General features: G+C 66.4%; 18 protein-coding genes. 2 read left to right on the top strand and 16 right to left on the bottom strand.

Annotated features, from left to right (window positions below; all coding sequences use genetic code 11):
- Window positions 1–7: 7 nt before the first annotated feature.
- The 10 genes from mobB to AC3WOB_RS10865 all read right to left on the bottom strand — a co-directional run bounded on the left by mobB (window position 8) and on the right by AC3WOB_RS10865 (window position 12446).
- On the bottom strand, window positions 8–505 hold the full coding sequence (gene mobB / locus AC3WOB_RS10910) for a molybdopterin-guanine dinucleotide biosynthesis protein B (RefSeq protein WP_492274985.1): 498 nt from the start codon (window positions 503–505) through the stop codon (window positions 8–10).
- Window positions 502–1161 carry a carbonic anhydrase gene (locus AC3WOB_RS10905; protein ID WP_013393599.1) on the bottom strand — a complete coding sequence of 220 codons (660 nt, stop codon included), beginning with the start codon at window positions 1159–1161 and terminating at the stop codon, window positions 502–504. The genes mobB and AC3WOB_RS10905 overlap by 4 nt, the downstream gene beginning before the upstream one ends.
- 1 nt (window position 1162) lies before the next feature.
- Window positions 1163–2161, bottom strand: coding sequence for a GTP 3',8-cyclase MoaA (moaA, locus tag AC3WOB_RS10900; RefSeq protein WP_492274984.1), 999 nt, complete (start codon window positions 2159–2161; stop codon window positions 1163–1165).
- Entirely contained in the window at window positions 2158–2919 is a 762-nt protein-coding gene (locus AC3WOB_RS10895; protein ID WP_492274983.1) for a peptidylprolyl isomerase, read from the bottom strand. The genes moaA and AC3WOB_RS10895 overlap by 4 nt, the downstream gene beginning before the upstream one ends.
- A gap of 28 nt (window positions 2920–2947) precedes the next feature.
- Entirely contained in the window at window positions 2948–3631 is a 684-nt protein-coding gene (gene narI, locus AC3WOB_RS10890; protein WP_013393596.1) for a respiratory nitrate reductase subunit gamma, read from the bottom strand.
- 18 nt (window positions 3632–3649) lie between these two features.
- Window positions 3650–4297 (bottom strand): nitrate reductase molybdenum cofactor assembly chaperone, encoded by a 648-nt coding sequence (narJ, locus tag AC3WOB_RS10885; protein WP_013393595.1) that lies wholly within the window; start codon window positions 4295–4297, stop codon window positions 3650–3652.
- Between the two features lie 15 nt (window positions 4298–4312).
- Entirely contained in the window at window positions 4313–5878 is a 1566-nt protein-coding gene (gene narH / locus AC3WOB_RS10880) for a nitrate reductase subunit beta (protein WP_332010986.1), read from the bottom strand.
- Window positions 5875–9615, bottom strand: coding sequence for a nitrate reductase subunit alpha (locus AC3WOB_RS10875; protein ID WP_492274982.1), 3741 nt, complete (start codon window positions 9613–9615; stop codon window positions 5875–5877). The genes narH and AC3WOB_RS10875 overlap by 4 nt, the downstream gene beginning before the upstream one ends.
- Before the next feature lie 154 nt (window positions 9616–9769).
- Window positions 9770–11158, bottom strand: a complete 1389-nt coding sequence (locus AC3WOB_RS10870) for a NarK family nitrate/nitrite MFS transporter (RefSeq protein WP_424242985.1) — start codon at window positions 11156–11158, stop codon at window positions 9770–9772.
- A gap of 10 nt (window positions 11159–11168) precedes the next feature.
- Entirely contained in the window at window positions 11169–12446 is a 1278-nt protein-coding gene (locus tag AC3WOB_RS10865) for an MFS transporter (RefSeq protein WP_013393591.1), read from the bottom strand.
- Window positions 12447–12678: 232 nt separating this feature from the next.
- On the opposite strand from AC3WOB_RS10865, the gene AC3WOB_RS10860 reads away from it, so the two are divergent.
- The gene (locus tag AC3WOB_RS10860) at window positions 12679–13929 is read left to right on the top strand and encodes an NnrS family protein (protein ID WP_492274981.1); all 1251 of its coding nucleotides are present in this window, start codon (window positions 12679–12681) and stop codon (window positions 13927–13929) included.
- Between the two features lie 8 nt (window positions 13930–13937).
- Here AC3WOB_RS10860 and AC3WOB_RS10855 read toward each other — a convergent pair whose 3' ends face one another.
- The 6 genes from AC3WOB_RS10855 to AC3WOB_RS10830 form a co-directional block, all read right to left on the bottom strand.
- Window positions 13938–14753: a hypothetical protein gene (locus AC3WOB_RS10855; protein WP_492274980.1), complete on the bottom strand. Its 816-nt coding sequence runs from the start codon at window positions 14751–14753 to the stop codon at window positions 13938–13940.
- 178 nt (window positions 14754–14931) lie between these two features.
- Entirely contained in the window at window positions 14932–15138 is a 207-nt protein-coding gene (locus tag AC3WOB_RS10850; RefSeq protein ID WP_013393588.1) for a hypothetical protein, read from the bottom strand.
- Window positions 15139–15222: 84 nt separating this feature from the next.
- Window positions 15223–15489: a hypothetical protein gene (locus tag AC3WOB_RS10845; protein ID WP_332014869.1), complete on the bottom strand. Its 267-nt coding sequence runs from the start codon at window positions 15487–15489 to the stop codon at window positions 15223–15225.
- 39 nt (window positions 15490–15528) lie between these two features.
- Entirely contained in the window at window positions 15529–16611 is a 1083-nt protein-coding gene (locus AC3WOB_RS10840) for a flavodoxin family protein (protein ID WP_492274979.1), read from the bottom strand.
- Window positions 16608–17198: a low affinity iron permease family protein gene (locus tag AC3WOB_RS10835; RefSeq protein WP_492274978.1), complete on the bottom strand. Its 591-nt coding sequence runs from the start codon at window positions 17196–17198 to the stop codon at window positions 16608–16610. Before AC3WOB_RS10835 ends, AC3WOB_RS10840 begins: the two co-directional genes overlap by 4 nt.
- A 59-nt stretch (window positions 17199–17257) precedes the next feature.
- The gene (locus AC3WOB_RS10830; RefSeq protein ID WP_492274977.1) at window positions 17258–18481 is read right to left on the bottom strand and encodes an FAD-dependent monooxygenase; all 1224 of its coding nucleotides are present in this window, start codon (window positions 18479–18481) and stop codon (window positions 17258–17260) included.
- Between the two features lie 138 nt (window positions 18482–18619).
- On the opposite strand from AC3WOB_RS10830, the gene AC3WOB_RS10825 reads away from it, so the two are divergent.
- Window positions 18620–19537, top strand: a complete 918-nt coding sequence (locus AC3WOB_RS10825; RefSeq protein WP_492274976.1) for a LysR family transcriptional regulator — start codon at window positions 18620–18622, stop codon at window positions 19535–19537.
- The last annotated feature ends 20 nt before the right edge of the window (window positions 19538–19557 follow it).

Below are 19557 nucleotides of genomic sequence, written 5' to 3'. Positions count from 1 at the left end.
CGGGCCGTCAAGCCAGCCCAAGGCTGCGGCAAATGAAATCCGCGACTTGCGCCGGCTCGTTGACCGGCAGGCAAGGCAAGCCGGTGGCCAGCTGCGCATCGGTGGCTACCGCCAGGAAACTGCTGTCCTCCGCATGCAGGGGCGGCTTGCCCAGGGCGGGCCGGTACACCTCGATGCGCGGGATCGCGGCCTGTTTGAAGCCTTCTACCAGCACCAGGTCGGCCGGCGACAGGCGCGCCAATTGGTCCTCCAGCGCGGGTTCGGGCGCGTCGCGCAGCTCGTGGACGATGGCGTAGCGGAACGGCGACGCCACCATCACCTCCAGCGCGCCCGCCTGCCGGAAGCGCGCACTATCCTTGCCCGGCGGCTCCATCTCGAAGTCGTGGTGGCTGTGCTTGATGACGCTGACCCGCAGGCCGCGCGCGGCCAACAAGGGCAGCATGGCCTCGATCAGGGTGGTCTTGCCGCTGCCGGAACGGCCGGCGATGCCAAAAACTGGGGTCATGCAAGCTCCGTGAACAAAGGGCATACGATGGGCAGGAAGGCATCCGCCCGCGCCGAGTATGCCAGCAAAGCGCCCGCCACCAGGTCGAAATACCAGCCATGCAGGGTCAGGCTGCCCGCCTCCACCGCGCGCCGCACGAAGGGCAGTTCCTCCAGGTTGCGCAGCGAAATCAGGATGGACGCCTGCTCGCAAGCCCGCCTGCGCTCGGCGGCCGTCGCCTCCGGCATCTGCTGCAGCACCTGCTTGCGCGCCGGTTCGGCGATGTCCATCCAGCGTTCCAGGTAGTCGGTCTCGCCGTCGCCCCGGGTGCGCCGGTCCATCAGGGCGCGAATACCGCCGCAATGGGCGTGGCCCAGCACGATGACGCGGCTGACCTGCAACTGCTCGACCGCGAACTGTATCGCGGCCAGCACGCCCTGCAAGCCACGGTCGGTGCTGGCCGGCGGCACCAGGTTGGCGACGTTGCGCACGGTAAAGATGTCGCCGGGGTCGCAGCCCAGCAGCATGGCCGGATCCACCCGCGAATCGCAGCAGCCCACCAGCAAAGTGCTGGGGTGCTGGCCTTCGCAAAGATTGCGGTAGAGCGACGGCGCGTCCTCGTAGTACTGCTGCTGGAAGCGTTGGAAGCCGTCGACCAGACGTTCGATGTCGCGCATCTCAGCCTCCAGTCTGCGCCATGAAGCGCACGATGCGTTCCGGACGAGCCACGAAATCGTGGCGCTCCGGCTTGGCGGCGATGCCGGCCTGGATCGCCTGAATCAGACCGGCATCGCTGGCGCCCGCGCGCAGCAGGCGGCCCAGCGGCACCTGGTCTTCCTGGCCCAGGCACAGGTACAGGGTTCCGTCCACGCCCAGCCTTACGCGGTTGCAGGCGGCGCAGAAGTGGCGCGACATGGGCGTGATCACGCCCAGCACGGGCGTTCCGTGGCCCGTGGTCCAGTAGCGTGCCGGCCCCGCTCCCGTCCCGCCCAAGGCCGGCAGCAGGCCGGCGTCGGCCGCCAGCCGCGCGCCCATGGCGTTCAGATCGGTATGGGCGTAACCCTGGCCGCAGCTGCCCATGGGCATGGGTTCGATCAGGCGCAGCACGAAGCCCTGTTCCACCGCATAGTCCAGCAGCCTGCGCACCTCGGCCTCGGGCGTGGCCGCGTGCACCACGCTGTTGAGCTTGATGGGCGCAAAACCCGCGTCCTTGGCCGCGGCCAAGCCCGCCAGCACCGATTCCAGGCAATCCCGCCCGGTGATCTGGCTGAAGGCGGCTGCGTCCAGCGTGTCCAGGCTGATGTTCAGACGGTCCACGCCGGCGGCGCGCAGGTCCTGCGCGTGGCGCGCCAGCTGAGTGCCGTTGGTGGACACGGACAGGTCCCGCAATCCGGGCATCGCGGCGATGACGCTCGCCAGACCGGCCACGCCGCGGCGCAGCAGGGGTTCGCCGCCGGTCAGCCGGACCTTGCTGACGCCCAAACCGACGAACAGCCCCACCAGCCGCGCCATTTCCTCATGGCGCAGCCAGTTGGCGGGGGTTTCGAAGCCCTTGAAATCCTTGGGCAGGCAGTAGCTGCAACGCAGGTCGCAGCGGTCCGTGACGGACACGCGCAGATAATCGATGCGGCGGCCGTGGCCGTCCACCAGGGGTCCCGCAGCCGGCTCGTCCATCATGCGGCGCTCCCGCTGTAGACGCGCTCCGGCTCCCCGCCCTGCAAGTCTATGCCCTGGATGTCGGCGCGTTCGACCAGCAGCTTGGCGTACTGGCGCCAGGCGGTATCACGGCTCATGGACGACAGCGCCGTGGCGATCTGTGCGGCCACGTGCTCGTAGGGTTGCATGCGGCCTTCTATGCGCCGCGTCACCCGCACGATGTGCAGGCCGTGACGGGTTTCCAGCAATTGCGGCAGCAGGCCGCCAGCGGGCAGCGCGAACACCGCGCGCTCGAATTCCGGCACCGTGTCGCCGCGGCCCAGCTGGCCCAGGCTGCCGCCCAGGGCGGCCGAGGGGCAGTTCGATTGCTCGCGCGCCACCTCGGCGAAGCGCGAGGGATCCTCGAGCAATTCGGCCAGCACCACATTGGCGTGCGCCCGCAGCATGTCCAGATTCACGCCGGGCGTGACCTGGAACAGGATGTGGTCGGCCTCGATCAGCTCGCCCGCCATGAAGCGTTGCGGGTGCATCTGGTAGTAGCGGCGGCAGGCGGCCTCGTCGGCCTCGGGCGCGGGCGCCTCGCGGGCCAGCAAGGCGCCGATGGCGCCCTCCTCGTCCGCGGCGTCCAGGCCCAGCCGGCCGGCCTCGTCCAGCAGCACGCGGCGCAGCACCAGGGCGGTGATCGCTTCGCGCATGGGATTGCCGGCCTCGGCATGCAGCGGCAGTTCGCGTTCCAGATCCGCGTCGTTCAGTTCGACGCCATTGACGATGACAGGCATGTTCGGCTCCTAGTCCTGGTGCGTGGAATCAGCGCGGGCGGACCAGCTGCCAGGCGCGGCCCAGGTAACCCACCGAGGCAAAGCCGCTCCAGACGTGGACCAGGCGGGTGAACGGGAAGATCACGAACAGCGTCAGGCCCATGAACAGGTGCGCCTTGAACAGCAGCGGCACGTCGGCGATATGGCTGGCCGCGTCGCCCTGGAAGGTGACGATGTGCTGCGCCCAGGTCATCAGGCGCACCATCATCTCGCCGTCCATGTGGCCGGCCGACAGCACGATGGTGGACAGCCCCAGCAGCAAGGTGACCAGGATCCACAGCAGCAGCAGCTTGTCGCCCGGCCGCGTGGTGGCGCGGATGCGCGGATCGCTCAGGCGGCGATGGATCAGGATCAGCAGGCCGATCAGGCACAGGCCGCCCATGACGCCGCCGGCCACCATGGCCACGGTCTGCTTGAGCGTGTGCGACACGCCCAGCGTGTCCCACACCACCACCGGCGTCAGCAGGCCCGCCAGGTGCCCGAAGAACAGGCCCAGGATGCCGACGTGGAACAGGATGTTGCCCAGGCGCAGTTGCCCGCGGTGCAGCAGCTGCGAGCTGTCCGTCTTCCAGGTGTATTGCTCGCGCTCGAAGCGCACCAGGCTGCCCAACAGGAAGATGGTCAGCGCGATGTAGGGATAAATGCCGAAAAGAAACTGATTCAGGGAGTTCATGATGCGTCGTCCTGAAGATTAATGAGCCGCGGGCGCACGGGGATAGAAGCGCACGGTCTGCGCGCCATCGCCCGAAAACGGCCGCAGCAGCGGTTCCACGCCATCCGGTCCGGTGCCGAAGGTCTCCATCGCCTCGTCCATGTCGCGCACGGGCGCCTCGGTCTGTTCGCGCGGAATCACGCGGGACTGCGCGCGCAGCACCGCGAAGATGCAGGCGTAGGGGCTTTCGCCCTTGGCCAGGCGCGCGCCGATGGCGGCCAGTACGTGGATCGCCTCGTCGAGCAGGTCCTGCGCCTGGGCGGGGTCGATCACGCCCAGGAATTCCAGGAACAGCGGCACATGGTCCGGCAGCTCGGACACCACCGGCTCGAAACCGTGTTCGCGGTAGGTGTCCAGCAAGTCCACCATGGCCTGGCCGCGGTCGCGGCTTTCGCCGTGCACGTGCTCGAACAGGTGCAGCGAGTGCGAGCGGTTGCGGTCGAAGGTGGCGACGTAGTTTTCCTGCAGCGCGATGAGATCGTTGGTGGCCAGGTAGGCCACCAGCGGCTGCAGGGTTTCCTCAGCGTCGGGATAGTCGGACAAGGCGGCTTCGACCTCGCCCAGCGCGTCCAGCAGCTCGGGCTCGGGGTAGCACAGCAAGGCGGAAAGCAGGCGGTACAGACTCATGGTTATTCTCCTTTCCTAGGCCGTGGCGGCCTTCTTGCGGGATTTCGGCATCTCGATGAAGATCTCGCTGCCCTGGGGCTTGCGTCCGAACAAAGTGCCTTCCGACACCCCGCCCGAGCAGCCGTTGCCGAAGGTGAAGCCGCAGCTGCCCTTCTCGTTGAAGCTGTCCTCGACCACTTCCTTGTGGCTGCTGGGCACCACGAAGCGGTCCTCGTAGTCGGCGATGGCCATGATCTTGTACATGTCCTGCACGGTCGCCTCGGACAAGCCGACCTGCTCCAGCAAGGCGGTGTCGCGTTCGCCGTGCACGGTTTCCGAGCGCTTGTAGGCGCGCATGGCCAGCATGCGTTCCAGCGCCTGCACCACCGGCGCTTCCTTGCCCGCCGTCAAGAGGTTGGCCAGGTAGCGCACCGGGATGCGCAGGCTGGAGACGTCCGGGATCATGGCGCTCTTGCCCACCGTGCGCTGCGGCATCTGGCCGGACTCGGCGGCCGTCTGGATGGGCGACAGCGGCGGGATGTACCAGACCATGGGCAAGGTGCGGTATTCCGGATGCAGCGGGAAGGCGACGCGCCACTCCATCGCCATCTTGTAGACCGGCGACTTGCGGGCGGCTTCCAGCCACGATTCGGGGATGCCCTGCTCGCGCGCGGCGGCGATCACCTCGGGCGAATGCGGATCCAGGAACAGGTCGAGCTGCGACTGGTACAGGTCCTGCTCGTTGGCGGTGGACGCGGCGTGTTCGATCTGGTCGGCGTCGTACAGCATCACGCCCAGGTAGCGAATGCGGCCCACGCAGGTTTCCGAGCACACGGTCGGCTGGCCGGCCTCGATGCGCGGATAGCAGAAGGTGCACTTCTCGGCCTTGCCGCTGCTCCAGTTGTAGTAGATCTTCTTGTACGGGCAGCCGGAGATGCACATGCGCCAGCCGCGGCACTTGTCCTGGTCGACCAGCACGATGCCGTCGTCTTCACGCTTGTAGATGGAACCGGACGGGCAGCTGGCGACACAGGCCGGGTTCAGGCAATGTTCGCACAGGCGCGGCAGGTACATCATGAAGGTGTTCTCGAAGGTCGAGTACATCTCCTTCTGCACGCCCTCGAACAAGGCGTCGCGGCTGCGCGCGCTGAATTCGCCGCCCAGGTCGTCTTCCCAGTTCGGGCCCCAATGGATCTTGTCCATCTTCTTGCCGGTCAGCACCGACACCGGACGCGCGGTGGGCGGGGTCTGCGACAGCGGCGCCTTCTGCAGGTGTTCGTAGTCGAAGGTGAAGGGCTCGTAGTAGTCGTCGATCTGCGGCAGGTTCGGGTTGGCGAAGAGGTTGGCCAGGATGCGCAGCTTGCCGCCCTGGCGCGGTTCCAGCTTGCCGGCGGCGGTACGCTTCCAGCCGCCCTTCCACTTCTCCTGGTTCTCCCATTCCTTGGGATAGCCGATGCCGGGCTTGGTTTCCACGTTGTTGAACCAGGCGTATTCGACACCGTCGCGGCTGGTCCAGACGTTCTTGCAGGTGACCGAGCAAGTGTGGCAGCCTATGCACTTGTCCAGGTTCAGCACCATGCCGATTTGGGCGCGTATCCTCATGATTGCTTCTCTTCTTGTTGCGTTTCGACCAGCGGACCTTCCAGCCAGTCCACCTTCTTCATCTTGCGCAGCACCACGAACTCGTCGCGGTTGGCGCCCACCGTGCCGTAGTAGTTGAAGCCGTAGGCCTGCTGGGCGTAGCCGCCGATCATGTGCGTGGGCTTGAGCACCGTGCGCGTGACCGAGTTATGGATGCCGCCGCGCTTGCCGCTGGTTTCCGCGCCAGGCACGTTCACGATCTTTTCCTGCGCGTGGTACATCAGGCACATGCCGACCGGCACGCGCTGGCTGACCACCACCCGCGCAGTCAGGGTGCCGTTGACGTTGAAGACTTCGACCCAGTCGTTGTCGACCAGCCCGGCCTGCTTGGCCTCGGCCTCCGAGATCCACACGTGGGGACCGCCGCGGCTCAGCGTCAGCATGCGCAGGTTGTCCGAGTACGTGCTGTGGATGCCCCACTTCTGGTGCGGCGTCAGCCAGTTCAGGACCAGTTCCTTCTCGCCGTTCGGGTAGCGGCCCAGCATGGGCGCAACCGTCTTGGTGTCGATGGCCGGCTTGTACACGCAGGAGCCTTCGCCGAAGTCCAGCATCCAGCGATGGTCCTGGTAGAACTGCTGGCGGCCCGTCAGGGTGCGCCATGGGATCAGTTCATGCACGTTGGTATAGCCGGCGTTGTAGCTGACCTCTTCGCTTTCCAGGCCCGACCAGGTGGGCGCGGAAATGATCTTGCGCGGCTGCGCCTGGATGTCGCGGAAGCGGATCTTGTCGTGCTCGCGGCCGATGGCCAGGTGCGCGTGCTCACGCCCCGTGATCTTGCCCAGGGCTTCCCAGGCCTTGACCGACACGTGGCCATTGGTTTCGGGCGCGAAGGTCAGGATCATCTCGGCCGCGTCGATGGCGGTGTCCAGCTTGGGCCGGCCCTGGCTCACGCCGGGCTCGCTCACGGCCTCGTTGATCCCGGCCAGCTCGTGCACTTCGTGCTCGGTGTTCCAGTTGATGCCCTTGCCGCCGTTGCCCAGCTTGTCCAGCAGCGGTCCCACCGAGGTGAACTTGCGGTAGATGTCGTTGTAGTCGCGTTCGACCACGGTCATGTTGGGCGCGGTCTTGCCCGGCACCAGATCGCATTCGCCCAGTTTCCAGTCCTTGGGCTCGAAAGCCTGGCCCAGCTCTCCCGGGGTGTCGTGCATCAGCGGCGTCAGCACTACGTCGCGGCGCTTGCCCAGGTAGGGGCCGCCGATTTCGCTGAACTTCTTGGCCAACAGCTTGTAGATCTCCCAGTCGGTCTTGCTTTCCCACAAGGGCTGCACGGCTTCGCTCAGCGGATGGATGAACGGGTGCATGTCCGAGGTGTTGAGGTCATCCTTTTCGTACCAGGTGGCCGTGGGCAGCACGATGTCGCCGTACAGGCAGGTGGTGCTCATGCGAAAGTCCAGCACGGTCAGCAGGTCCAGCTTGCCTTCGGCAGCGTCTTCCTGATAGGTCACCTCGGTAGGCTTGATCGCATCGGCTTCGTCGCCGAAGACCGCGTTCTGCGTGCCCAGGAGGTACTTCAGGAAGTACTCGTGCCCCTTGCCGCTGGAGCCGAGGATATTGGAGCGCCACACGAACATATTGCGCGGGAAGTTGGCCGGATCGTCCGGGTCCTCGCAAGACATGCGCAATTCGCCCGACTTGAGTTGTTCGGCGACATACGCCACCGGATCCTTGCCCTGGCTTTCCGCTTGCGCCACCACGTCCAGCGGGTTGGTGCGCAGTTGCGGCGCCGACGGCAGCCAGCCCATGCGCTCGGCGCGGGCGTTCAGGTCGATCATGCTGAGGTCGCCGTAACGGCCGCGGTCCGCCGTCGGTCCCAGGATTTCCTGGACGTTCAGCTTCTCGTGGCGCCACTGGCTGGTGTGCGCGTAGAAGAAGGAGGTGCCGTTCATCTGGCGCGGCGGGCGGACCCAGTCCGAAGCAAAGGCCAGCGGCGCCCAGCCGAATTGCGGACGCAGCTTTTCCTGGCCCACGTAGTGCGCCCAGCCGCCGCCGCTCTTGCCGACGCAGCCGCACATCATCAGCATGTTGATGATGCCGCGGTAGATCATGTCCATGTGGTACCAGTGGTTCAGGCCGGCGCCGACGATCACCATGGACTTGCCTTCGGTGTCGTGGGCGTTCTGCGCGAACTCGCGCGCCACCTGGATCACCTGCGCGCGCGGCACGCCGGTGTGCTTTTCCTGCCAGGCGGGGGTGTACGGCACGTCGTCGTCATAGGAGCTGGCGACGTTGCCGCCGCCCAGGCCGCGATCCAGGCCATAGTTGGCCATCTGCAGGTCGTACACCGTGGCCACCAGGGCCTCGCTGCCGTCGGCCAGGCGGATGCGGCGCGCCGGCACGTTGCGCACCTGCAGTTCGCCATGCTCGCTGCCGAAGTACGGGAAGCCCACGCCGATCACGGCGTCGGACTGGTCCAGCAGGCTGAGCGTGGGTTCGATCTCGCGGCCGCTGCCGCCGTCCTTGGACTCCAGGTTCCAACGGCCGACCTTTTCGCCGCCGTTGACCGCGCCCTCGCCCCAGCGAAAGCCGATGCTGCCATTGGGCGCAACCAGGTCGCCGCTCTTGGCGTCCAGCACCAGCGTCTTCCAATCGGGGTTGTTCTGCTCGCCCAGGGCGCCGTCCAGATGCGAGGCGCGCAGGAAGTGGTCGGGCGCATAAAAGCCGTCGCGCTCCTGCAGCAGCACCAGCATGGGCATGTCGGTGTAGCGCCGCACGTAGTCGCGGAAGTAGTCCGAAGCGCCCGACAGGTGGAATTCCTTCAGGATCACATGGCCCATGGCCATGGCCAGCGCGGCATCGGTGCCCTGCTTGGGCGCCAGCCAGATGTCGCCGAACTTGACCATTTCGCCGAAGTCGCTGGACACGGCCACGGTCTTGGTGCCCTTATAGCGGACCTCGGTGTAGAAGTGCGCGTCCGGCGTGCGGGTCTGGGGCACGTTGGAGCCCCACACCATCAGGTAGGTCGAGTTGTACCAGTCGGCCGATTCGGGCACGTCGGTCTGTTCGCCCCAGATCTGCGGGCTGGCGGGCGGCAAGTCGCAGTACCAGTCGTAGAAGCTCAGGCAGGCGCCGCCCAGCAGGCTGAGGTAGCGCGCGCCGGCGGCATAGCTGACCATGGACATGGCCGGGATCGGCGAAAAGCCGATCACGCGGTCGGGGCCGAACTTCTTGATCGTCAGCGCATTGGCGGCGGCGATGATCTCCATCGCCGTGTCCCAGTCGGCGCGCACGAAGCCGCCCAGGCCGCGCACCGCCTTGTAGCGCTTGGCGCGCGTCGGATCCTGGCTGATCCATTCCCAGGCCGCGATCGGGTCCATGGTCTTGCGGGCCTCGCGCCACATTTCCATGAGGCGGCCGCGGATCATCGGGTACTTCACGCGCTGCGCCGAATACACGTACCAGCTGTACGAAGCGCCTCGCGGACAGCCGCGGGGTTCATGGTTGGGCAGGTCGGGCCGCGTGCGCGGGTAGTCGGTCTGCTGGGTTTCCCAGGTGATCAGGCCGTTCTTGACGTAGACCTTCCACGAGCAGGAGCCGGTGCAGTTGACGCCGTGCGTCGAACGCACCACCTTGTCGTGCTGCCAGCGGGCGCGGTAGGCGTTTTCCCACTTGCGGTCCTCGTTGACCGTTACGCCGTGACCGTCCGCGAAGGTGGACTTTACCCGCGACATGAACTTCAAGCGGTCCAGGAAATGGCTCATTCTCTATTCTCCAAGAGCGCCGGTCCGGCCGGCGCGTACTGCGATCAATGCTGTTGAATCCATTGTGGGCGCGGCCCGCCCGCCGGACCATTCGCCGGTGGCACAGGCCGGGCGCGGCAGAATGACTAGTCACTCCGACCGCGTCCGTTTTGCGCTAGCAAGGCACCGGCGCATTGCGGCGGGCGTAGTACCACCAGGTGATGACCATGCAGGTGGCGTAGAAGCCGATGAAGCAATAGAGGGCGGCCTGCACGCTGCCCGTCATCTCCAGCGAGGTGCCGAAGCTGCGCGGGATGAAAAAGCCGCCGTACGCGCCGATCGCGCCCGAGAAGCCCAGTACCGCGGCCGATTCCTTGGCGGCGTCCGCCTGGGCCTGCTTCTGCGCCGCGGCGCCCTTGCCCTCGGCCGCCTGCGTGCGTTCGCGCAGGAAGATCACGGGAATCATGCGGAAGGTCGAGCCATTGCCCACGCCGGTCAGCGCGAACAAGACGATGAACATGGTCAGGAAGCCGGTGAAATTCCCGGCCTGTCCCGCCACCGGCAGGAACGTCACCACGCCCAGCACCGCCGCGATCATGGCCGCGAAGGTGAACAGCGTGACCCGCGCGCCGCCCAGCTTGTCCGACACCCAGCCGCCGAACGGCCGCGTCAGCGAGCCCAGCAGCGGGCCGAGGAAGGCATAGGCCATGGGATCGACCTGCGGGAACAGCGTCTTGGTCAGCATGGCGAAGCCTGCCGAAAAGCCGATGAACGAGCCGAAGGTGCCCACGTACAGCCAGCACATCAGCCAGTTGTGCTTGCGCTTGAAGATGACGGCCTGGTCCGCGAACGAGGCGCGGGCGTCGGCGATGTCGTTCATGCCGAACCAGGCCGCGATGGACGCCAGCGCGATGGGGATCACCCAGATGAAACCGGCGTTCTGCAGCCACAGGTTCTGCTGCGCGCCATTGGCGGTGATGACCTGGGGCTCGCCGCCCGCCACGCCGAACACGCCAATGGAAATCACCACCGGCACCACGAACTGCACCAGGGATACGCCCAGGTTGCCGATGCCGGCGTTCAGCCCGGTGGCCAGGCCCTTCTTCTCCTTGGGAAAGAAGAAGCTGATGTTGGCCATGCTGGAGCTGAAGTTGCCGCCGCCCAGGCCGCACAGCAGCGCCAGGATCAGCAGGGTCGGAAAGGTGGTGGTCGGGTCGCGCAGGGCGAAGCCCATGCCCAGCGCCGGAATCAGCAGTGAGGCGGTGGAAATGGCCGTCCACTTGCGCCCGCCGAAGACTGGCACCAGGAAGGAGTAGAAGATGCGCAGGGTCGCGCCCGACAGCGCCGGCAGCGCCGTCAGCCAGAACATCTGGTTCTTGGACAGCATGAAACCGGCGCGGTCCAGGTTGACCACCACCACGCTCCAGAGCATCCAGATGCTAAACGCCAGCATCAGCGCAGGAATCGAGATCCAGAGATTGCGGTTGGCGACGCGGGCGCCGGTCTGCTTCCAGAAGCCGGGATTATCCGGCTCCCAGCGCGCAAGGACTTGAGTGGAAGACATAGGGATACTCTCAGGAGGTGGTGGAAGGAGCGGCAGCGTGTTGCCGGGCGACGGCCGCGCTTTCCGGCCGGAAACTGAAGTGCATGAAGATGAGGGAGACGCAGACGGTGCCGTACAGCAGCATGAAGGCGCTGGAGCGCACGCCCGTCAGGTCCAGCAGGATGCCGAACATGATCGGCAGCACGAAGCCGCCCAGGCCGCCGGCCAGGCCGACGATGCCGGAAACCGCGCCGATGTTTTCGCCGAACTCGTCCGAGATGAACTTGAAGACCGAGGCCTTGCCGATGGCCATGGCGATGCCGACCACGAACAGCAGCACGGTGAAGGCGACCGGTCCCAGCGCGATGCCGAAGCTGCGCGGGCCGTTGGCGGTCGCGACGGTGAATTCCGTTTGCGGATAGCTCAGCAGGAAGAACGCCACCCAGCACACCCACATCACCCACCAGGTGGTCTTGTAGGCGCCGTAGCGGTCGGAGATCCAGCCGCCGAGGGCCCGCAGCACGCCGCCAGGCAGTGAGAAGCAAGCCGCCAACAGCGCCGCCAGCTTCATGTCGAAGCCGTATTCGCCGATGTAGTACTTGGTCATCCACAGCGCCAGCGCCACGTAGCCGCCGAACACCACCGAGTAGTACTGGCAATAGCGCCAGACGCGGGGATCCTTCAGCATGGCCATCTGGGCCGACAGGCTGGCGCCGCTCTTGACGCGGTGCGCCGGGTCGGAAGCAGAGAACAGCCAGAACAGAATCGCGGTGACCAACAGCGCCACGGCATAGACCTGGGGCACGATGACCCAGGCGCCACCCGCCGCCGCGATCAACGCCGGGGCCACGAACTTGGTGATGGCCGAGCCCGAATTGCCCGCGCCGAACACGCCCATCGCCAGCCCCTGCTTATTGCGCGGGAACCAGCGCGCCACATAGGGCGTACCGACCGAGAACGAACCGCCCGTCAGGCCGACGAACAGCGCCAGTACCAGGAACTGCCAATACTCGGTGGCATAGGACAGCAGCCAGATCGGCACCACGGCCAACAGCATCAGGATGAAGAACACCGGCCGGCCGCCGTAACGGTCGGTCCAGATGCCCAGCGGCACCCGCACCAGCGAACCGGTCAGCACCGGCATGGCGGCCAGCAGGCCGAACTCGGTTTCGGACAGGCCCAACTGCTGCTTGATGGGTATGCCCAGCACCGCGAAGATCATCCACACCGCGAAACAGATGGTGAAGGCGAATGTGCTTGAAATCAGGACCCGCATCGGCGCGCCTGCCGAGGAATGACTTGCTGCCATGGTTACTCTCGCTTTACTCACGAAGACATGTGGCTAGCCTAGGCATCGCGAGCCTTGCGGACCATTCGCCAGCCGACCAGAAGCCCCTTGCCGATGTGACTAGTCACCCCTTTCTTGCCGGCCCGGCTTGCGCTGGATCAAGCCGCCGCGCTGGCGGCGACGCGTTGGACGCATTAATATGTATTTCAAATACACCTTTAAACGCATGCCGAAACGGCACCGCACAGACCTCATGAGCACGCTGCTTAGCATCGAAGAACCCGCCGCTGCACCGCCCCGTCCGCGCCCCCAATGGCGCTCCTTCACGGAAATGGGCTTCCGGCCGCTGTACCTGGCCGGCTGTTTCTGGGCGCTGGCGTCCGTGCTGTTGTGGGTGCATGCCCCTGCCCGCCTGACGGGCGTGTTGAATGGCATGTTCTGGCATGCGCACGAGATGTTGTGGGGCTTCGTCGCCACCATCGCCGTGGGATTCCTGCTGACGGCGGGCGCCAACTGGACCGGCAAGAACCCCTTGCGGGGCACGCCCCTGGCGGCGCTGTGCGCGGTCTGGATCGTGGCGCGCGCGGGCTATCTCGTGCCCGGACGCACGGCCTTCGTGGTGGCCGCTGCGGCGGACCTGCTGTTCTTCCTGTGGGCCGCGGGCGCGCTGGGCCGCGCCGTTGCCGTCACGCGCAACCAGCGCAATTACGGCATTCCCTTTCTGCTGCTGGGCCTGGCCGCGACCAACGCGCTCTATCTCTGGGCCTCGGTCCAGGGCGACTACTTCGCGCTGATGCGCTACTTCAATGCCGGCCTGCTGTGCATGGCGGTGCTGACGCTGCTGATCGCGCGCCGCGTCATCCCCTTCTTCGCCAAGCGCGCGGTGGCCGGGCTGGACATTCCGCCCCACACCCGCAGCGGCCATTGGCAGTTGGGTACCGGCATAGTCGCCATCGCCTGCCTGCTGGCGGGCCAGCCGCAGGCGGCCGCGCTGGCGCTGGCCGCCACCGGACTGATCGCCCTGGCGCAATGGATATCGTGGAAGCCCTGGGCGGTGCGAAAGGTGCCGCTGCTATGGATCCTGTACGCGGGTTATGGCGGCCTGGGCATAGGCCTCTTGGTGGGCGCGGCGCAACTGGCCGGCTATGTGCTGCGGCCGGCCTGGCCCGCGCACGTGATCGGCGTGGCCGGTTTCTCGGTGTTGATCCTGGGCATGGTCACGCGCACCGCGCTCGGCCACCTGGGGCGGCCGCTGCAGACTGACCGCAGCATGGTCTTGAGCTATGCGCTGATGATATTGGCGGCGTTGCTGCGCCTGGCCGCCCTGCTCCCGACCGCCGCCACCATCGGCTTGCTACATGCCTCGGCGACGGCCTGGGCGCTGGCGTTCGGGCTATACCTGTGGCGCTTCTTCCCGATGATGATCCGGCCGCGCGCCGATGCGGGCAAGAGCGCGGCGCCTGTCATGAAGGTGGTGCCCGTCGCGCGGCGTCCGGCGGCCTGATCCTTACTTTAGCCGCGCCCTTCGCGGCGACGCGTGGCGGCGAGCTGCTGCTTCATGGCCTTGAGCCAGGCCTTGACCTGCTGCATGTCCGCGAACTGCGATAGTTCGAATTCGAGTTCGCCTATGTATTCCTGGGCGTCGGCGATCTCCGCGTCCAGGTCTTCCATCAGGTCCGCCGGGTCGATGGATTGCGCGGGATCGAAGTGGTACCGGGCTTTGAAGCCATCTTCCTCGGCCGCGATGTCGCCGGCCAGGATGGCGAGCTGCGCTTCCAGCGCCTGGTTGTACTGCGCGTAGCGGTCCTCACCGATGTCGGCCAGCCGATCGGGGCCGGCAGCCACCAGCGCCTCGATTTCCGCGAGCGCCTCGGGAGACGGTGCGACTCCCGGCAGCGCCGCTTCGTCTGCTTCCCCGTCCTCATCGTCCTCCAGCCCGGCGTCGTAGTCCGAGCCGCCATGCTTGAGATACAGGGCCTTCAACCTCTCCACGTCGCATTCCGCCGGCGTGCCGTCCAGCACGATGGCGTCGAGCGTCTCCTCTGCCAGCTGCGCCGCGATCTCGGACGCCAGGGCGCGTTCCGCCTTGGTCAGTTCCTTCTGTTTGCAGGCATGGTCAAAGCAGGCCACCAGCCTGGCCTTCAGTTCGACCTCGTCCGTCTCCAGCGGCGCCAGCGCGTCCTCGTACTTCTTCTGGTATTCCGGCTGTACGGTCTGCCACCGGCGCAGGCGGGCGCGCTGCGCCTCCAGCGTCTGCGTGAGCGACTCGAATCTCTGGCGTTGCGGCGTTCCGGATGCCGACGGCGCGGCGGACGTGTTTTCTTGCATGGGGAACCTGGGCAGGCGGCGCCATGGGCGCCTTGAAATGATCGGAGCGCCATTTTAGACGCGGCAGCGCCTGCCGAGGCCTCGATGCCTCGTTGCCTTGGCCCGGGCATGCGCCCTCGCGACTTGCTGCCGCTCCTGCGCGCCGGCTTTGCGCGGGCGCGCAGTCCGGGTCTCGAGGCTATCGGTCAGCCGAGCCTTCGGCGGCGTTGTCCTCGGACGTCGTGTCGGCGGGCTCGATGTCCTCGTCTGGCACTTCGTCGCCCTGAGCGCTGTCGCTGGCATCGTCCGGGTTCACCGGCGGCGGACGATGGGCCGCAGTCCCGGGTGGCGGCACGGACGCCATCGTTATCGGATGCAAGGCCAACTCGAATTGGATCTGGGGCATCGCAGCACCTATCAGGAAGTGCGGCGAAATCCGCCGCAGCCGGGAATCAGCAAGCGCCATGCCACCAAGCCAGCGCAAGAGGCTTCAGAAGCGCGGATTCTTGCCGAACGGCACTTCCGTATCCGTCGGTTTTTCGAACGCCGCCGTGTCGCCATTCAGATCCGCGACGTGGATCTGGGCCAGCCGTGTCGCCTCATCGATGGCCACCTGGGCCGAAACGAAACGTTCCTCGATGGCTATCCGCTCTTGCGGCGCACCTGCGAGCGGTGGCACCAGCACGTATCCTATGCTCCAACTGCCCTGGTCCTCGATCGGACGCTCAAGCTCGAAATCCCATTTGGCGTTTTCCATGGGGCCTCCTGTCGAATCCTGCTTTCATGCTACTGCGGTTTACTTGGGCCGGGGATTGCGTATGCCCTGGTCCTGCGCCGCGAATTCGCCACGGCGCAAGCGCGGCAGGAAATTGGCCATGGCCCGAGCCACATTGCGCACTTCCTGCTGTACCGCCAGATCCTGGTCCAGATCGTCGTGGCTGGTGGCGTACGGGCGGTAGTAGCTGATGTAGCGGTCCAGCCGCGAAGCCGCGCCCGCGTCGATCAGCCCCATCCAGTCCAGCCAGTCGGCCAGCCCGCGCCGCTGCGATTCGATCCCGGCCACGTCCCCATGCACCACCAGGCCGTAGGCGCGGCCGGCCAGATGCTTGGGGTACGGCCAGCCGGCCAATTCGACCTGCTTGGCCTTCAGCGGATCCTTGCCGCCGGTCAGCGTGGGATCGGGATTGCCGCCATCCGCGCAGACCAGCCTGTCTATCATCAGCTTCAAGGGGCTGGGCGATTGATACCAGTAGGTGGGCGCAATCAGGATCACGCCGTGGGCCGCGACCCACTGCTCATAGATGCCGGCCATGGCGTCGTTGTCCTGCCCCAGCGAGTGGTTCGGGTAACAGCTGCACGGCCAATGGCATAAAGGCATAGCGGTCGACACGCAGCCTTTGCAGGGATGGATCTGGTATTGGTACTCGGACGTCAGGCGGCTGAGGTCCAGCATGTCGGTCTGCATGCCAGCCGTCTGCAATTCGCTCAGGACGATGCCCGCCAGCCGCCAGCTCTTGGAGACTTCGCCCGGACAGGTGCCGTCATTGCGCGCGGCGCCTACGACGACCAGGACTCGCGATGCCGCGCCCGGATCCCGCTGCGCCACGGCGGCGCGCTCCAGCCGGTCGCGCGTTTCCTTCCATTCGACCGACAAGTCGTAGTCGGGATCAGCGTAGCCCGCCCCGGCCTTGACGGTGACGGGCGACTTGCGGCCCTCTTCGTAGGCGTTCCAGGCGATCGCTTCCAGGCGTTCCAGCGCCTCGCGCTCAACCAGGAAGGCGGGATCGTAGAAGCGCCGCATGAAGCGCAAGCGGAACTCCTCGCGCGTAAGCGGGCCTGCGTATTGCCCCTTGCGCACCATCGGTTTGGTTTCGGTCATGGCTTTCTCCGGCTATGCATGCGCTGGCGTCGTTCCTTCCTGGCGCGCGCCGTGCAGGCGGCGGCCAGGGCCAGCAGCTTGTCTTCGTCCAGGCGCTCGGCGTCGACCAGTCGTTCGTCCGCGCCCTTGAGCGCGATCAGCAGTTCATCCAATTTCAGATGCAGCGCCTCGCTGTCCTTGTTCTGGCTTTGCTGGATAAGGAAAACCATCAGGAAGGTCACAATGGTCGTCCCCGTATTGATCACCAACTGCCAGACTTCAGAATAGGCAAAGGCCGGCCCGGACGCGCCCCAGATGATCACCGTGATGAGCGCCAGCCCGAACGCGATCGGCGACCCCGCCCACCTTGTCACATGGGCGGCGAAATGATCGAAAAAGCGGGATATTGGATTGGTGCGGCCGGCTGAGGTGCGGCCGGCTGAGGCGCGGCGGGCTACGGCTCGGCGGGCTTTGCCACTGCCGACTTTGGCACTGCCGGCTTTGGCGCGGCCGGCTGCGGCATGGCCGGCTGAAGCTCGAGCAATACCTTCGGCGCGGTCCGATCGCTTACCGGGTGACTGCCGTTTGAAAATGCGGGTGCTCGGCATGGTGGTGTTCCAGTCCAACCGGACATGACACTCAGCAAGCCGCGTGCCCGCGGTCCCCTTCAGACGCGATACAGGCTGCCGAAGCCCATTTCCTCTTCCACCGATACATCCAAACCGCCGGGCATCGGCAAGTCTTGAGCCCATCCTCGCGCCAGGGCTTGCGCGTCGCGCACGGGATCGGACGCCTTGGCGCGCTCGTCCCGCATGCGGCAGGTTGCGGGATCGGTGGCGAACAGGCCGCGCGCAACCCCCCGCGCCTGTTCGATCAACTGCGTGGTCTTGGGAACGCGTATCTGGGCAAAGTCCCGCAGGGCTGCATCCAGCCCCGGGTCCGCGCCGTCCAGGCATCGGGCCAGATGCCAGGCATCCTCCAGCGCCTGGCACGCGCCCTGCCCCGATGTCGGCAAGGGCGCATGCGCCGCATCGCCCACCAGCAGCACATTGGCCCGGCTCCAGGTTTTCAGGGGCTCCAGATCATGCACGGCGATCAGGTGGATGGCGTGCGCCGGCGTTGCGCGGATGATGCGGCCGACAGGCTCGGGCCAGCCGCCGAACAAGGTCTCGACCTCCTGGCGCAGGTCGGCGGCAGAAGCCGCCGCGAGCAAGGGCCGCGCCTGCGCCCCCGCCCAATAGACCAGCCCCGGCCGCACCGCCACGGCGCCGAAGCGCTCGCCCGCGCCCCAAGAGTCCTGGATGGCGATTTCATCGACCAGCGCGCTGTCCGCCTGCGCCACGCCTATCCAGTTCACGAAGCCCTGATACACCGGCTTGCTATCGCCCGCAACGAATCGGCGAGCCACCGAATCCATGCGGCCATCGGCGCCGATGAGCAGGTCCGGACGGATACTCAGGCCATTCTCGAACCGCGCCACGGCCCGGCCATCGTCGCCCAGATGGATCGCCAGCGCCCGATGCCCATATTCCACCGGAATGCCGGCGCGCGACACGTGGTCCAACAGCACTGCCAGCAGGTCCCGGCGCAGTATCGTGTGGCTGGGATATCCCATTATCCGATCCAGCAACGCGATATCAAGGCCGCCCAAGGGATTGCCTGCGGCATCCTGGCGGCGCATCGCAACCGGCCGCCCGCCCACCGCCGCGATGTCCTGCAGCAACCCCAGTTCCTCCAACACAAAGCCGGCATTGGGCCAGAGCGTCACGCCAGCCCCCATGGTCGCCGGCCCTGCCCGGCGCTCGTAGACCCGCGGCTTGTGCCCCTGCTTGCGCAAAGCCAGCGCCACGCTCAAGCCCGCAATGCCGCCCCCCAACATTCCGATTTCCACGCTGCAGCGCTCCAGTAAAGACCGCCCGCACGCACCACCGGCGGCGGCACGTCAAACGATGACAACATCTTAGGTTTCGCCACTGAAGAGAACTAGCGTGTAAAAATGGGGCGGTTTAATACCTCAAATGGGATAATCATGCGCGACGCCCTGGACCTGAACACCGTCCGCGTCTATGCCGCGGTCGTCGACGAACAGAGCTTCGCCGGCGCAGCCCGGCTGCTGGCCTTGCCTTCGTCCAACGTCAGCCGCCACGTCGCCTCCCTGGAACGCAAGCTGGGCGTGCGCCTGCTGGAACGCAGCACCCGCCATCTGCGCATGACCGAGGCCGGCAGGCTGCTGTACGAACGCGCCAAGCCCTTGCTCGACGTCCTGCTCGCCACCGAGGAAGAACTGGGTGCGGCGCAACGCGAGCTGCGCGGCCCCCTGAAGATGTGCATGCCCGGCGAAGCTCCAAGACTCTTGGCTCCCATCCTGGCCGAATTCTGCAGCCTGCACCCCGGCGTGGAACTGGAATGCGACACGCGCATGAACGGCCTGGAGGCGCTGCGGGAGGAAGACGTGGATCTCGCCATCGTTTTCCATCGGGGCCGCCAGGACGACAGCGCCTTCATCACCCGCGAATTGGCCACCCTGCCCAGCGTCGTCGTCGCCGCGCCTGGCTTGCTGGCCAAGACCGGCACGCCGCGCCACGCGCGGGAACTCAAGTCGCTGCCTTGCATCACCACGCTGAACGCGCTAAAAGGCCAGCCCTGGCAATTTGTCGACGCCGCCGGCGCGATCATCAAGGTGCCGGTCCGCAGCCGCTATCGCGTCAATAGCGGCGAACTCGCGGGCGCTGGCGCGCGGCAAGGCATAGGCTTCGCCATACTGGCGGCCTTTGGCTGCCAGGAAGACCTTGCAGCAGGCCGCCTGGTAGAAGTGCCGCTGGACCTGCGGCCGGCTCCGCTGCAATTGCTGGGGGCTTATAGCCACCGGCATTCAGCCACCGCGCGGGTGCGCGGGCTGCTCGAGCTGATGCAGGCGCGATTGAGAGGGACAGGAAACGATTCCTGACCTCTCCCCCTTCCGGGTTG

The organism is Achromobacter sp. FW305-C-30-7, from assembly GCF_058783105.1.
This window is presented reverse-complemented; position numbering and strand designations above follow the sequence as displayed.

Bases quoted from the DNA above. Each gene is read 5' to 3' on its own strand.
- mobB (WP_492274985.1), bottom strand. From the start codon at position 505: ATGACCCCAGTTTTTGGCATCGCCGGCCGTTCCGGCAGCGGCAAGACC.
- AC3WOB_RS10850 (WP_013393588.1), bottom strand. From the start codon at position 15,138: ATGCCCCAGATCCAATTCGAGTTGGCCTTGCATCCGATAACGATGGCG.
- narJ (WP_013393595.1), bottom strand. From the start codon at position 4,297: ATGAGTCTGTACCGCCTGCTTTCCGCCTTGCTGTGCTACCCCGAGCCC.
- narI (WP_013393596.1), bottom strand. From the start codon at position 3,631: ATGAACTCCCTGAATCAGTTTCTTTTCGGCATTTATCCCTACATCGCG.
- AC3WOB_RS10905 (WP_013393599.1), bottom strand. From the start codon at position 1,161: ATGCGCGACATCGAACGTCTGGTCGACGGCTTCCAACGCTTCCAGCAG.
- AC3WOB_RS10895 (WP_492274983.1), bottom strand. From the start codon at position 2,919: ATGCCTGTCATCGTCAATGGCGTCGAACTGAACGACGCGGATCTGGAA.
- AC3WOB_RS10855 (WP_492274980.1), bottom strand. From the start codon at position 14,753: ATGCAAGAAAACACGTCCGCCGCGCCGTCGGCATCCGGAACGCCGCAA.
- AC3WOB_RS10840 (WP_492274979.1), bottom strand. From the start codon at position 16,611: ATGACCGAAACCAAACCGATGGTGCGCAAGGGGCAATACGCAGGCCCG.
- AC3WOB_RS10845 (WP_332014869.1), bottom strand. From the start codon at position 15,489: ATGGAAAACGCCAAATGGGATTTCGAGCTTGAGCGTCCGATCGAGGAC.
- moaA (WP_492274984.1), bottom strand. From the start codon at position 2,161: ATGATGGACGAGCCGGCTGCGGGACCCCTGGTGGACGGCCACGGCCGC.
- AC3WOB_RS10835 (WP_492274978.1), bottom strand. From the start codon at position 17,198: ATGCCGAGCACCCGCATTTTCAAACGGCAGTCACCCGGTAAGCGATCG.
- AC3WOB_RS10870 (WP_424242985.1), bottom strand. From the start codon at position 11,158: ATGTCTTCCACTCAAGTCCTTGCGCGCTGGGAGCCGGATAATCCCGGC.
- AC3WOB_RS10875 (WP_492274982.1), bottom strand. From the start codon at position 9,615: ATGAGCCATTTCCTGGACCGCTTGAAGTTCATGTCGCGGGTAAAGTCC.
- narH (WP_332010986.1), bottom strand. From the start codon at position 5,878: ATGAGGATACGCGCCCAAATCGGCATGGTGCTGAACCTGGACAAGTGC.
- AC3WOB_RS10825 (WP_492274976.1), top strand. From the start codon at position 18,620: ATGCGCGACGCCCTGGACCTGAACACCGTCCGCGTCTATGCCGCGGTC.
- AC3WOB_RS10865 (WP_013393591.1), bottom strand. From the start codon at position 12,446: ATGGCAGCAAGTCATTCCTCGGCAGGCGCGCCGATGCGGGTCCTGATT.
- AC3WOB_RS10860 (WP_492274981.1), top strand. From the start codon at position 12,679: ATGAGCACGCTGCTTAGCATCGAAGAACCCGCCGCTGCACCGCCCCGT.